Origin of the sequence: Rheinheimera sp. MM224 (assembly GCF_947090785.1) — a bacterium.
Lineage (GTDB): Bacteria > Pseudomonadota > Gammaproteobacteria > Enterobacterales > Alteromonadaceae > Pararheinheimera.
Map to the genome: position 1 here is coordinate 2,952,959 of NZ_OX352320.1, position 13,774 is coordinate 2,966,732.

Here is a 13,774-nt window from a genome sequence, read left to right on the forward strand (position 1 = left end):
AAGCTCAGAACATGCCGGCATTAAGCCGGCATTTTCTTTTAAAGCTAAGCTATATTTAACCAGCTGACTTTGCTTATGCATTTTGGGCTGCTAGGATCTGAACAGGCATTGGCATGAAGCCCATTTCTTTGTTTTATAGAGGCTTTTCCTGGTATGCATCCAGTTTTTGTGTGGTCCTTGTTGTCTGTTTTGCTGATGCTGCTGCCCTGCACCTTGTTAGCATCTATGCAGTTTTCCTCTCTGGCACAGCAGCATGCTGATGCCCCTTTAATAAGTTATGACATCAAACAAGACCACAAAGGTTATATCTGGTTTGCCAGTGAGCTGGATGGTTTACAACGTTTTGATGGCTACGAATTAAGCCGCTGGAAAACCTTAACAGAACAAGAACTTCAAGCCGGCATGGCCAATGTGAATCAGCTGCTTATCGACAGCCAAAAGCGCATTTGGGTCAGTACCTGGGGTCAGGGTGTTACCCTGCTGGACGACAACCTCAATATACTGGTCCGTTACCATAGCAAAGCCGCGCCTGCACTACAGCTGCCATCAGACAGAGCCCAAAGCTTTTTTGAAGATCAACAACAAAGAGTATGGATTGGTACTGTAGAAGGTCTGCGTTATGTTCAGGCTACAGACAAAAATACCCTGCACCAGGTCGAACTATTGCAAAATTTGCGGGTTTGGCAAATGACACAATCCGCCAATGGCACCTTATGGCTGGCCACCTCAAAAGGGCTCTACAGCTTATCGGAAGATTTAACACAGCTGCAGCACAAACCATTGCCTCCGTTGGCAGACGAAGATATCAGCCTGAACCCAAAAGAGATCCGTACTCTGCTTATGGTTGAAGAAGGCCTTTGGCTTGGTACTCAACTTGGGTTGTTTTTCTTTAGTTTTGAAGCAGCACAAATCACTCACAGGTACGCCGCTGAATTTGGTGTGATCAACACTTTATTTGAGCCTGAACCGGGCCAGTTATGGCTGGGTAGTGGTGCAGGCTTATTCCGCATAAAAACAACAGAGGCACAACAATTACCACCGGAGCACATTCTGCAAACTGCAGATATCCGCAAGTTTTTTAAGGATCAAACAGGCGTTATTTGGGTTGCGAGCCGCAACAGGGGGATTTTTAAATGAACCCTTTGCCACAGAATTTTGTGGCAGTGCCATTCCCGCCTAAACCCGGTATGCCGGACAACACTTTACGCCGGATTTATAGTCAGAACATTATCGGTGACAGAATTTGGCTTGGTGTCGATCATGATTTGCTCAGTTACGATATAAAACAGCAACACTGGCAAAAACATTTGTTACCCACCCATAGGCCTCATAATCAAATTCAGGCGGTAACCCGTGATCATAAAAACCAGTATTGGGCGGCCACCGATCTGGGGTTATTTTTGTCTGAAGCTTTAGGGCAAGACTTTAGCCAGCAGAGCCTGCCCGCAGCCATTAAACAATTAGCCGGTATTACCTCCGTTGCCGCAGACGCTGATGGTTCACTCTGGCTAGGGATCTGGGAAAAAGGCCTAATCAAGTGGCCACAACAAAACCCGGAAGGACAACTTGAATACTACAGCATCACCTCGCAGCCAGGCGATGCTGTGATCAGCATTCTCAGCGATCAGTCAGACAGCCTCTGGGTGGTGAGCCGCTTTAGCGGTTTGTATCAATTAGAACGCAGCACAGGGCTTATCACCCGTTATCACAGCGGTGCCGACAGCCTGTTAAAGCTGCCCAGCGATATTTTGCTTTGCCTTGAAAAAGTAAATGAGCACCAGTTTTGGGTCTGTACCAATCAGGGCTTGTTTTTTATGGATTTAAAACAACATCACAGCGAGCTTTATCAAGTAGAGCAAGGTTTACCTGATAACAGAGTAGTTGCCATCAATGCAAAGCAATCAGGCTCTGTCTGGGTCAGCACCAAAAGAGGTCTGACTGAACTTGATTTAACAACTAAAACCTTCAGACTTTTTGCCGAAAAAGCCAATATCAACCCGCTGCTATTGGAAACCAGAGCACTGAACCACACTGCGTCTGGTCAATTCTGGTTGGGTACGGCTGAGGCTTTGTATCATTTTATTCCCAGCCAGATGCAAGATTATAAATTTAACGCTCTGATGGTAATCAGCAAACTTAAAGCCGACCAGACACAATGGCTGGATCCACAAAGCTCAGTCCAAAATCCGCTTGTATTGCCAGTCCACACCAAAGAGATCAGCATTCATTTTAGCTTTTTGGAGTATTACTTTAGCGACGGCCATCAGTATCAATACCGATTTTCCGGCTCTGAGCAGGACTGGCGTTCTATAGGACACCAAAATCAGGTCAGTTTTAACAGGCTGCCTGCTGGATCTTATACTTTTGAAGTACGTAACAGCCTGGAGCATTCAGAACAAAGCACTGCCAGAGTTCACTTTGTGATCCCTGCCCCTTTGTGGCAGGACAAAAGGCTCTGGTTATTTGTGTCTTTGGTCGCCTTGTTGGTGGTGTGGTTGATTTGGCAGGTTCGCACCCGTAATCTGCATCAGCAAAACTCCAGGCTAAACCAGCTGGTTCGACAACGTACCGCAGATCTGGAACAAGCCAACTTGGCGCTGAATCAGCAAGCCCGTACTGATTTTTTAACTAAACTGCCTAATCGACTGGCATTTTCGGAGCAATTTGAATTACTGCAACGCCAGGCGATACGACAAAAATCGACTTTAACTTTGGTGCTGTTAGATATTGACCACTTCAAAGCGATCAATGATACCTATGGTCATGATGCAGGGGATGTGGTGTTAAGCAAAGTGGCTCAGGCGTTAAGCCAGCGCTTACGTCAACGCGATGTGCTGGCGCGCTGGGGTGGCGAAGAGTTTATTTTGTTATTGCCTGAAACCTCTGCCCAGGGGGCTTTAGTTGTCTGTGAAGAATTGCGCCGTTGTCTGATGCAGCTGGTGATCGAGTATGATCATCAGCAAATTTCTGTGACCGCCACATTAGGTGTAGCTCAATTAGATGATGTGCAACTGGAACTGATCCGCTGGCAATCAGCCGCTGATATTGCTTTGTATATGGGTAAAAAATCTGGTCGAAACAAAGTAGTGCTCTACCAGGGGGATGCTGCAGCAATCAATTGACCGATCTAAATAATCGAATAAATATCGGACAATTTCGCCCTATTTAATCGAAGTCGTAACTCCTATACTGCCTTTTTGTTGGAGTGGAGTGATGTGATGTCGATTGAACCTGCTTTATTTATCGGCCATGGCAGCCCTATGAATGCGCTGGAGCACAATGCTTTAGTGCAGCAGTGGCAAGCTGTAATACAAGGCATAAAACCCAAAGCTATTCTGATGATTTCCGCCCACTGGTACACGAAAGGCACAGCGGTAACAGCTATGTCCACACCCAAAACTATTCATGACTTTTATGGTTTTCCTGAAGAGTTACATCAGGTGCAATATCCTGCTCCTGGCAGCCCGGAACTGGCCTCAGAGATCAAAACTTTATTAGCACCTCATCCGGTGGAGCTGGATTTGACCTGGGGTTTGGATCATGGAGCCTGGTCTGTGCTGATGCATATGTTTCCCAGCGCCGATATCCCTGTAGTGCAGTTGAGTCTGGATAAAAATTTAAGCCCGGCTGCGCATTTAGAGCTTGCTAAAAAGCTGGCACCGCTGCGCCAGCAAGGCGTGATGATTGTGGCATCTGGCAATGTGGTGCATAACCTGCGGATGCTGGACTGGCAAAGCACCAGACCGCCTTTGTGGGCAGAGCAATTTAACCAACAGATCAAGGAGTTTTTACTGACAAAAAACTTCGCTGCTATAGCCCGGTATCAGGATTTAGGTGAAGCGGCTAAACTGGCCGTGCCCCACCCTGACCACTTTTTGCCTCTGCTTTATATGCTGGGCAGCCTGCTGGACGGCGATGAAATCAGCTTATTTAATGATGAGATTTTATATGGGGCTTTGAGTATGTTGTCAGTGCAGTTGTCCAACAAAAAGCCAAACTGAAAAAGAAACGCCTTAATCGAGATAACGTTTTTTCTGCTGCTGCACATCACTGATAGCCTGAGACAATTCAGCACCTGTCAGGCGATGCTGCTGCATAAGACGCTGCATAGATCCAGACAATTCAGCACTGCTGTGTTCGGTCACAGGGATTTTGGCCTGACGGTAATAAGTAGTGCCAAAATCAATCAGAGCACAAAGCAGATACACCAGCAGAAAAACCGCCGGATATTTTATTTTGTGTACCATGTTTTTAGCTCCTGTTCCCATTGTATCCGCTCTTGTGGCCATAAGTCTTTGGTGGTCGCATCATCAAACTTATATCTTTTATTGGCTTTAAGTTTTAACAGCACGGCGCCAGGTAAACTCTCTAAATCGTCATATTCCAACTCACCCGCTTTCAATACTTTGGCATAGTCGAGAATTTTAGCGGTGAACTCTTTGGTCAGGGGTGTAGGAGCCATCAGTTTCACCTGACATAAGGTATTGCGACATTCGCTGTCGAGGATACGTAATTCGTTGTTGGTCGTCGTGACGGCCAAATGCGCCAGCAGGTACTCAGTCGCGTCAGCCCAGCCTTCATCTCTGTCCTGATCGTCCCACTGTGCATGTTGTTCCAGCAGAGCACTTTCTTCTGCCATTAAAGCACGAATACCCAAATAAGCATGGATCAGCTGGGCAGCTTCGGGGTTTTTAGCTTCAAAGTCGTTGGCTTGCTTTAACTGGGATTGGGTCATAGGTTCAGGCAACAGCATAAATGCCAACCAGGGCTTAGCCTGATAAGCAAAAATAGCAGCAAGAACCAACAGCAAACAGATGATCCACTGTGCAGCAACAGATTTTATATTGAGCTGAAACTTCAACGCCATACGAACTCCAATCAAAAGGCGGCAAAGTTTAACAGAGCCTGAATCAGTACTAAAGCGGCTTGTTTAAATGGCGCAGGGAAATAATAAGCCAGAGCCCAGGCTCTGGCGTTTAGACTATAAAAACTTAGATGGTTCTGGAAAAAAGTAATAAATCCTGATTTTCAATCAAAGACAGCTCTGTTTTCCCTTCCAGAGCAAAGCCCAACTTAGTTGCTACCTGTTGAGACCCTTCATTATCCGGATGGATCACAGCCACTAATCGCGTCAGACTTAAGCCCTGTGCAAACTGAATGACAGCCTTCCCGGCTTCTGTAGCCAACCCCTTGCCCCAGAACTCTGGTAAAAAACGGTAACCAAGTTCGGTTTCAGAAATTTCTTCCAGAAACTTAATGCCACTAAAACCTATCACCTGGCCAGTTTCTTTCCAGACACAGGCAAAACGACCATAACCATACACCTGATAATCCCGCAGTGGATGCTGCATCAGATAATCCAGCGTGTCTTGTTTAGACTGCGCTGGCTTATTACCGACATAACGTATCACTTCAGGCACTGTCATCAGCTGATACATGGCATCCACATCATCCAACGTAAAAGCACGCAAGATTAACCGTGGAGTTTCCAGTACAGCCTTCATCGACATAGGTTAACCCTTAGCTTTTTTGCTAAAAGACGGCTTACCGGACGAGCGTTTAATTTTTTCTACCGCTTTGGCCGCAGGATTAACCCCTGTGTGACGGGTTAACGCCACCTGGCCTGGCTTTTTACCTGGTACTTTGATGTTACGCAGGAACATGTCCTCTTTGCCCTCTTCTGGCACCAGACAACCTTTGCTTCTGCCAATCAGGTGTTTTAAGCCCATTTTGACTAAAGCTTCGCGGATCATCGGCCAGCCTTTTGGATCGTGGTAACGCAACAAGGCTTTGTGCAAGCGGCGCTGACGTTCACCTTTAGGCACAGGCACTACTTCGGTATTGCCTTTGATATTTTTCAGCGAGTTCATCTCTGTGTGATAGATGGTGGTCGCGTTCGCCATAGGGCTTGGGTAGAAGTTCTGCACCTGATCCAGTTTAAAATCACGTTCTTTCAGCCAGAGCGCTAAATTCACCATGTCTTTATCTGTAGTACCAGGATGCGCTGAAATAAAATACGGGATCAGGTACTGCTCTTTGCCCGCTTCACGGCTGAAACGGTCAAACATTTCTTTAAACTTGTCATAAGCACCCATGCCAGGTTTCATCATCTTCGACAATGGGCCAGTTTCGGTATGCTCAGGGGCTATTTTTAAATAACCACCCACATGGTGCTGCACCAACTCTTTTACGTAATTTGGATCTTCAACCGCTAAGTCGTAACGCACGCCGGATGCCACCAGAATCTTTTTAATACCATCCACTTTACGGGCAGCACGGTATAAATCCACAGTCGGGCTTTGGTCTGTGTCCATATGTTCACAAATGGTCGGATAGACACAAGAAGGCCGGCGACAGGTTTGCTCCGCTTTTGGATTTTTACAACGTAAGCGATACATATTGGCGGTTGGGCCACCTAAATCCGAGATCACGCCGGTAAAACCAGGCACTTTGTCACGAATTTCTTTAATTTCTTTTAAAATTGATTCCTGCGAACGGCTTTGAATCACGCGGCCTTCGTGTTCTGTGATAGAACAAAAAGAACAACCACCAAAACAGCCACGCATAATGTTGACCGAAGTTTTGATCATCTCATAAGCAGGAATTTTCGCCTTGCCATACACAGGGTGTGGCACACGTTGATAAGGCAAGCCAAATACGCCGTCCATCTCTTCTGTGGTCAGCGGGAAAGCTGGAGGATTCACCCATAAATGACGGTCACCATGACGCTGGTAAATAGCGCGGGCACAACCCGGGTTGGTTTCCTGGTGCAAAATACGTGAAGCGTGGGCATACAACGACTTATTGACACTGACTTGCTCAAAAGCCGGCAGTTTGACATAAGTTTTTTCCCACGGCTTTTGGCGTGGCGGCTGCACCAGTATAGGCTTAGCTTCCACTTCAGGCGCTTTGCTTAAGTCGATGCCTTGCTGAGCAAACTCAGAGAAAGTGCCACAACCCACGTCATCTGCGCCATAAGGATTAGGCACAGGGTCAATTTTTCCGACTTTATCAATAGCGGTGGAATCGACACCACGCCAGCCCGGTAAAGGCTCTTTGCGGATCACAGCAGTACCACGAATATCATGCAGCGTATTGATATCTTCACCATTGGCGATACGATGCGCCACTTCAATCAGCGGACGTTCGGCGTTGCCGTAGATCAACATCTCGGCTTTGGCATCAAAAATAATGGAGCGACGAACTTTTTCCTGCCAGTAATCATAATGGGCGATACGGCGCAGGCTGGCCTCAATACCACCAATGATCACAGGCACGTCTTTGTAGGCTTCTTTGCAGCGCTGCGAATACACCAGTACTGCACGATCAGGTCGTTTGCCACCTTCATTGCCAGGCGTGTAGGCATCGTCGTGACGTAATTTTTTATCCGCTGTGTAGCGGTTAATCATCGAATCCATATTGCCGGCAGAAACACCAAAAAACAGATTCGGTTTGCCAAGCGTCATAAAAGCATCTTTGGACGACCAATCAGGCTGAGCAATCATACCCACCCGAAAACCCTGACTTTCCAGCATACGGCCTACGACGGCCATACCAAAACTTGGGTGATCGACATAAGCGTCACCGACGACCAGAATAATATCGCAGCTGTCCCAGCCCAGTTGTTTCATCTCGGCCCGGCTCATTGGCAAAAATGGTGCAGTACCAAAGGACTCAGCCCAGTATTTAGGATAAGAAAATAGTCCCCGCTCGGCCGCCATGCGGTCCACTGCTGCGGATTTTCTTAAAGGGACCTGATTCATTTGCATCTGTTGCTTCACTCGGTTTTGCCTGCCAAAAATGGCCGCGCATTATACTTGTTTAAGTAAAGGATTACTAACTTTAAGCTGAACTGCTTTAGCCCTTTTGTCGATTAAAATTTAGCCGAAACCCCTTTTCTGCGCCATCGCTGACATCCACTTGCAACGAATCAGCAGACAGCAGTTGGTAATCCAGCTGTTTTGGAAAGTCGTGGTTTTTATTTTCAAAGCGGAATCTATTGTTTTGACAGGAGATTAGTGCAAAGGCTACAGGCAGCGGGTTGTGTTTTACTTTGGCAAGATAAAACACTGAGCCTTGCATCTGCACTAAGCGTAATTCTTCACTGTCCTTCAGAACACCAGCTAAATCATGGGTGTTTCCAAGCCCTTCAAAGCTTTGATCTGAGACTTTGCGCCAGCTTTCACTTACTACAGATTTTTTAGTCTGCGCTTGCCACTGCCCCACTAAAGGTGTGAGTGAGCTGAGTTCACACTGAGCCAATACCGAATAACAGAGCGGATAACAGACTAAACACAACAGAGATACAAAGAGTTTCATTGCAGCCTCTTACTCAAGCTAAACCGGCTTTAGCATAGAGGCTGCCACTTAAAAGCACTAGTACATCAGAATGGTGATGACACCCAGCAGCATAAAGATCGCACAAGCGACACGGCGCGCCCAGTCTAACGAAATACGTTCCAGCAACCAGCTGCCTGCATAGACTACAGGTACATTGGCGGCCAGCATGCCGATGGTAGTGCCTAAAATCACCTGCCAGGTTTCTGGGTAAGTAGCTGCCAGCAGCACTGTAGCTACCTGAGTTTTATCGCCAATTTCAGCAAGGAAAAATAAAATACAGCTGGCAAAAAAGGCACCGTATTTTAAAACGCTGACTTCTTCGCTGTCGTCTTTATCCGGAATAAGTAACCACAAGGCCACGGCAATAAAAGAGCCACCTAACAACCAGCTATGCCAACCTTGTGGAATAAACTGCGCCACCCAGGCACCAAACCAAGCCGATGCGGCGTGATTTAATAAAGTAGCCACCAGAATACCGGCAATAATAGCGCCACGAGAGCGAAAGCGAGCCGCGAGGAATAAAGACAAAAGCTGAGTTTTATCGCCGATCTCTGCAACAGCAACAGAAGCGAAGGAGGCAACAAAGGCATCAAAAAACATAAACTGCACCTGGCGGGAAAACTAAACATAAGACAACACACCAACTCCCGCCTGGGGTTAGTACGTTGTCTTAGGTCTCATTAATACCTGATCAGCGACGATCAATGGGACGTTGTTGCCATGTACAGTGAGGTACAAGTATGTTGACAACAACACAAAACCTGGCGGTTTTGTAAATTACTCCCCTAAGCGCGGATGCATTTTAGCCGTGCTTAGGGAGCTTGAGCAAGCAAAAATTCGGCAGCAGCAGAAATTCAGCTTAACCTTTTAAGTGCCTTGCATGAAAACGCAGATGTTCTTCAATAAAGCTGCTGATAAAAAAGTAGCTGTGATCGTAACCCGATTGTAGGCGAATTTGCGCTCCACTTTGGCTGCGCTGATTGGCTTCCATCAAAGATTCAGTGCGAAGCTGTGACGGGTAAAATTGATCGCCCTCGCCCTGATCGATCAGCATCGGCAAACTGCTTTGTTTTTGCGCCAGTAAAAAACTCGCGTCGTACTGCAACCATTGGCTTTGTTCATCGCCAAGATACGCAGTAAAGGCCTTTTTGCCCCAGTCACATTCTGATGGCTGACAAATAGGAGAAAAAGCCGACACTGAGCGGTAAGCCCCAGCTTCACGTAAAGCAATCACTAAAGCACCATGGCCGCCCATCGAGTGACCGCTGATGGCTTTGGCTGATGTGACAGGTAAATGTGCTTCCACTAAAGATGGCAGTTCACGGCTGATATAGTCGTACATCTGATAATGAGCAGCCCAGGGCTCTTGTGTCGCATTGACATAAAAACCTGCCCCCTGACCTAAATCATAAGCGGCATCGTCAGCCACCTGCTCACCCCGTGGGCTGGTGTCCGGGATCACTAACGCTATGCCAAGCTCTGCCGCTACGCGCTGCGCACCGGCTTTGACCGAAAAATTTTCATCAGTGCAGGTTAAACCTGATAACCAGTACAGCACTGGCACTTTTTGTTTTTCAGCCGCTGGCGGCAAATAGACAGAAAAGTGCATCACGCCTTTGACTGAATCTGAGTGATGCTGATACTTAATCTGGCGGCCAGCAAACAGTTTATGTTCGGATAACTGAATTAATGTCATTGCTTTATCCTTGTGCAGATAAAGCCCGGCGAACCGGGCTTTTAATAAATGACTAAATACTGTGGTTAGAAATGAATGACGGTACGGATCGACTTACCTTCATGCATCAAATCAAAGGCTTCGTTGATTTGCTCCAACGGCATGGTATGGGTGATAAAGGTATCGAGTTCAAACTCACCTTTTAAATAACGCTCTACATAATCCGGTAATTCAGAGCGGCCTTTGACACCACCAAAAGCAGTACCACGCCATACACGACCTGTGACTAACTGAAATGGACGGGTAGAGATTTCAGCGCCAGCGGGCGCCACACCAATAATCACCGACTCGCCCCAGCCTTTATGACAACACTCTAAGGCCGAACGCATCACGTTGACATTACCAATACATTCAAAAGAGAAATCAACGCCGCCGTCTGTCATTTCAACAATCACATCCTGAATAGGCTTGTCGAAATTCTTTGGGTTAATCACATCAGTAGCACCCAACTGACGGGCAATATCAAACTTAGACTCGTTGATATCGATGGCAATAATACGGCTGGCTTTGGCCATAACAGCGCCAATAATGGCAGATAAACCTATGCCACCTAAACCAAAGACCGCAACAGTATCGCCTTCTTTGACTTTAGCGGTATTCATCACAGCGCCCATGCCTGTTGTGACGCCACAACCTAATAAACAGACCTTTTCCAAAGGTGCGTCTTTATTGATTTTGGCTAACGAAATTTCCGGCAGTACAGTGTATTCAGAAAAGGTAGAAGTGCCCATGTAGTGATAAATAGGCTGACCATCTTTAGAAAAACGAGTGGTGCCATCCGGCATTAACCCCTGACCTTGGGTGGCACGAATAGCCTGACACAGGTTAGTTTTACCGGATAAACAGAATTTACATTTACCGCATTCAGGCGTGTATAAAGGGATCACATGATCGCCCACAGCCACGCTGGTGACGCCCTCGCCTATAGCTTCGACCACACCACCACCTTCATGGCCCAGAATACAAGGGAATTTGCCTTCAGAATCCTGACCCGACAAGGTATAAGCGTCGGTATGACACACACCGGTCGCCACTATACGCACCAGCACTTCGCCTTTTTGTGGTGGCATTAAATCCACTTCTTCAATTTTTAACGGTTGACCCGGGCCCCAGGCCACAGCAGCACGTGTTTTGATCATCTTCATCTGAATTCTCCAGTCTTAGTTGTCAGTGAGTATAACCCATTGTAATTTTTTCTTAATCGATGATAATCCCTGCAAATAACAAATGAGTTTTGCATAAATGAAAGAATGGCAAGGCATCAGCGAATTTGTGGCGGTAGCAGAACTTGGCAGTTTCTCTAAAGCAGCCAAAGTCTTAGGCATTTCAGTCGCTCAGGTGAGCCGCACAGTACTGCAATTAGAACAGCGGCTGAACTGCAAACTGGTACTTCGCACCACCCGCCAGGTACGGCTCACTGAACAAGGCACTCTGTATTACCAACATTGCCGCGCTTTAGTCAACGGCCTGCAACAAGCCAATCAACTACTGACCAGCCTGCAGCACGAACCTTCAGGCGCGATAAAAATTACCGCTCCTGTGTATTATGGCGAGCAATTTATTGCACCTTTGCTGCATGAATTTTTATTACGTTACCCCAAAGTGCAGCTGGATTTGCAGCTGACTAACGACCAGCTGGATCTGGTGCAAGGCGGTTTTGATTGCGCCATACGCTTAGGAACTCTTAACGATTCCAGCTTACAGGCCAAAGCCTTAGGCAAACGCACCCTGTATTTATGCGCCAGCCCCGACTATCTGCAAAAGTTCGGCACCCCAGCTAGTGTGGCCGAACTGCATCAGCATAGATGCTTAGTGGGATCTGTCGATTTCTGGCGCTTTGAACAACAAGGCCAAAAGCTGCAGTTTAAACCCCAGCCTTATTTACGTTGTAATAGCGGCGTGGCTTTAACAGATGCGGTACTTAAAGGTTTAGGTGTGACCCAACTACCGGATTATTACTTGCAGCCCTTTTTAGAAGACGGCCGTTTAGTGGCCTTATTAGCAGAGCAACAACCGTCCGACGAAGGCATCTGGGCCTTGTATCCACTCAACCGGCATTTACCTGTCAAAGTGCGATTACTGCTGGATTGGTTGCAGCAAGGCTTGGAAAGCTTTCCAAAGCTGACAGGCTAATATGTCTTTAGTTGTCACGGATCAGTTTTCAAACACTGAGTTCATTGCGACTTTGTTATCCCCTAAAAAAACCAAGAGCAAAATGAAAGGCTTGCCACTGCTATCATTGAGATCCCGCACTCACTTTGTATGATGCTTGAATTAGTTTTTCAGCTTCTTCGTCCGTTATCGCCTCGGGGTTACAAATAACATAGCCATTAACCTGTGAGATTATGTATTTAACTAAACCAGCTGTCGGAATATGTTCATATTGACTTTCTTTTACTCTGACTGATTTAAAATTTTCTGATTTACATAATTCTGTAGCCCTTCGTTTAAACATTTTATGTGCTGTAGAAAAATCAGCCCAAGGAGCAAAATTAGTCTTAGCAACAATAGAATAAAGACCCTCATGTACTTTATGATCTGCGAACCCTCCTCCCAAAGAATTAGATCCATCTGTATTTAAATTATGGTACGAAGACGTACACCCGGACATTAACATTACAAGACCAATAACCTTTACATATTTCATCTAAACTCCTGAATATAATCAATCACTTGCACCTGTAAAGACTTGGGATTTTATCTGCTACAAAGCTATTGCGCAAAGCGAATGGACTTTAGTGTCAGGTCTTGCCCTTTGCCCCAGTGGATACTTTGTAGCTTTTCCCTGAAATGATACGGCTAATAGTTCCATATGTAATCCAAAATAATGACTTAACTCTGTCTGATGATATCCTCCGCTGGCGTAAGCTAAGTGAATAGCCTTGTTTCTGTCCCCTGAGGCTTGCTCTACATACCAATCTAAAGACTTCGCGGGTAAACGTTTTTGCTTAGCCGGAATTTCAGATAACAATTCAGGGCAGGATATTTTGCTTTGCATTTCACTGACAAAACTATCTGAACCAAGATAAATCAGTTGCTTGACCTCAGGCCACAAATTTTTTCCCACCCCGCGCAATACGAAAACCTGATACTTACGAATGGCAAGTGACCGCTCGTTACCAAAGAGCGACAACAACTGGTCCACTGCCAGCCATGGCGGAGGCTCCTGATAATGGCAGGTAAAAACATAACTACTCCAGGGCCACTCTTCGCAGCTATCCACCATGGCCGCACGCACCGGATTCAATACAACATAACGGCTTACTTCCAGCAGATAACTGTCCTTTTGCACCAGAATTCCTTTAAAGCGTCCCTGAAACAGATGACCTACCCTTTTGTGTGTCCGGTTAAAAATTTGGGTATAAACACCATTGAGTTGGCGCATGCCGTCACTTAAATTGGCATCCGGAGTTTCAAGCAGAAGATGGTAATGGTTGGTCATTAGACAATAGGCGTGAATGACCCAATTGAAGCGTTCACATACCTGCGCGACAAGCTCCAGAAAAACCTGATAGTCCGTTTCATTCAGATAAATAGCTTTACGTTCATTACCACGTGAAGTCACATGATACAAAGCCCCGGCGAATTCCAATCGTAGTGGTCGGCTCATCCTTGCCCCCAAAACAGATAAGGTCATTTAACCATAGTTAACCTTCTCTGTCCGAGCAAGGATTTACACTCTCTGGCGTTTTGATGAAT

Annotated in this window: 14 protein-coding genes; 4 read left to right on the plus strand and 10 right to left on the minus strand. The window is 46.4% G+C overall.

The genetic code is table 11. From position 1 onward, the window contains the following. Window positions 1–153 precede the first annotated feature (153 nt). The 3 genes from OM978_RS13845 to ygiD all read left to right on the plus strand — a co-directional run bounded on the left by OM978_RS13845 (window position 154) and on the right by ygiD (window position 4,001). Window positions 154–1,137 (plus strand): two-component regulator propeller domain-containing protein, encoded by a 984-nt coding sequence (locus tag OM978_RS13845; protein WP_264342774.1) that lies wholly within the window; start codon window positions 154–156, stop codon window positions 1,135–1,137. After that, window positions 1,134–3,122 carry a ligand-binding sensor domain-containing diguanylate cyclase gene (locus OM978_RS13850; protein WP_264342775.1) on the plus strand — a complete coding sequence of 663 codons (1,989 nt, stop codon included), beginning with the start codon at window positions 1,134–1,136 and terminating at the stop codon, window positions 3,120–3,122. The genes OM978_RS13845 and OM978_RS13850 overlap by 4 nt, the downstream gene beginning before the upstream one ends. A 96-nt stretch (window positions 3,123–3,218) precedes the next feature. Then, a complete protein-coding gene (gene ygiD / locus OM978_RS13855) occupies window positions 3,219–4,001 on the plus strand; it encodes a 4,5-DOPA dioxygenase extradiol (protein WP_264342776.1) in 783 nt (260 codons plus the stop codon). 12 nt (window positions 4,002–4,013) lie between these two features. Here ygiD and OM978_RS13860 read toward each other — a convergent pair whose 3' ends face one another. From OM978_RS13860 to OM978_RS13895, 8 genes are all read right to left on the minus strand, one after another. Continuing rightward, window positions 4,014–4,247 (minus strand): hypothetical protein, encoded by a 234-nt coding sequence (locus OM978_RS13860; protein WP_264342778.1) that lies wholly within the window; start codon window positions 4,245–4,247, stop codon window positions 4,014–4,016. Continuing rightward, window positions 4,232–4,867, minus strand: a complete 636-nt coding sequence (locus OM978_RS13865; protein ID WP_264342779.1) for a hypothetical protein — start codon at window positions 4,865–4,867, stop codon at window positions 4,232–4,234. Before OM978_RS13865 ends, OM978_RS13860 begins: the two co-directional genes overlap by 16 nt. Window positions 4,868–4,991: 124 nt before the next feature. Then, on the minus strand, window positions 4,992–5,510 hold the full coding sequence (locus OM978_RS13870) for a GNAT family N-acetyltransferase (protein WP_264342780.1): 519 nt from the start codon (window positions 5,508–5,510) through the stop codon (window positions 4,992–4,994). A 3-nt stretch (window positions 5,511–5,513) separates the two neighbouring features. After that, window positions 5,514–7,721 (minus strand): YgiQ family radical SAM protein, encoded by a 2,208-nt coding sequence (locus OM978_RS13875; RefSeq protein ID WP_264346950.1) that lies wholly within the window; start codon window positions 7,719–7,721, stop codon window positions 5,514–5,516. Window positions 7,722–7,857: 136 nt separating this feature from the next. Then, the gene (locus OM978_RS13880; protein ID WP_264342781.1) at window positions 7,858–8,319 is read right to left on the minus strand and encodes a DUF6265 family protein; all 462 of its coding nucleotides are present in this window, start codon (window positions 8,317–8,319) and stop codon (window positions 7,858–7,860) included. A gap of 57 nt (window positions 8,320–8,376) precedes the next feature. Further along, the gene (locus OM978_RS13885; protein ID WP_264342783.1) at window positions 8,377–8,940 is read right to left on the minus strand and encodes a TMEM165/GDT1 family protein; all 564 of its coding nucleotides are present in this window, start codon (window positions 8,938–8,940) and stop codon (window positions 8,377–8,379) included. A gap of 259 nt (window positions 8,941–9,199) precedes the next feature. Further along, on the minus strand, window positions 9,200–10,036 hold the full coding sequence (gene fghA / locus OM978_RS13890) for an S-formylglutathione hydrolase (RefSeq protein WP_264342784.1): 837 nt from the start codon (window positions 10,034–10,036) through the stop codon (window positions 9,200–9,202). Window positions 10,037–10,101: 65 nt separating this feature from the next. After that, on the minus strand, window positions 10,102–11,214 hold the full coding sequence (locus OM978_RS13895) for an S-(hydroxymethyl)glutathione dehydrogenase/class III alcohol dehydrogenase (protein ID WP_264346951.1): 1,113 nt from the start codon (window positions 11,212–11,214) through the stop codon (window positions 10,102–10,104). Window positions 11,215–11,317: 103 nt separating this feature from the next. Here OM978_RS13895 and OM978_RS13900 point away from each other — a divergent pair, with 103 nt between their 5' ends. Next, window positions 11,318–12,208: a LysR family transcriptional regulator gene (locus OM978_RS13900; RefSeq protein WP_264342785.1), complete on the plus strand. Its 891-nt coding sequence runs from the start codon at window positions 11,318–11,320 to the stop codon at window positions 12,206–12,208. A 103-nt stretch (window positions 12,209–12,311) separates the two neighbouring features. On the opposite strand, the gene OM978_RS13905 is transcribed toward OM978_RS13900, so the two are convergent. After that, on the minus strand, window positions 12,312–12,722 hold the full coding sequence (locus OM978_RS13905; RefSeq protein WP_264342786.1) for a hypothetical protein: 411 nt from the start codon (window positions 12,720–12,722) through the stop codon (window positions 12,312–12,314). A 57-nt stretch (window positions 12,723–12,779) separates the two neighbouring features. After that, window positions 12,780–13,685: an REP-associated tyrosine transposase gene (locus OM978_RS13910; protein ID WP_264342787.1), complete on the minus strand. Its 906-nt coding sequence runs from the start codon at window positions 13,683–13,685 to the stop codon at window positions 12,780–12,782. Window positions 13,686–13,774: the final 89 nt, after the last annotated feature.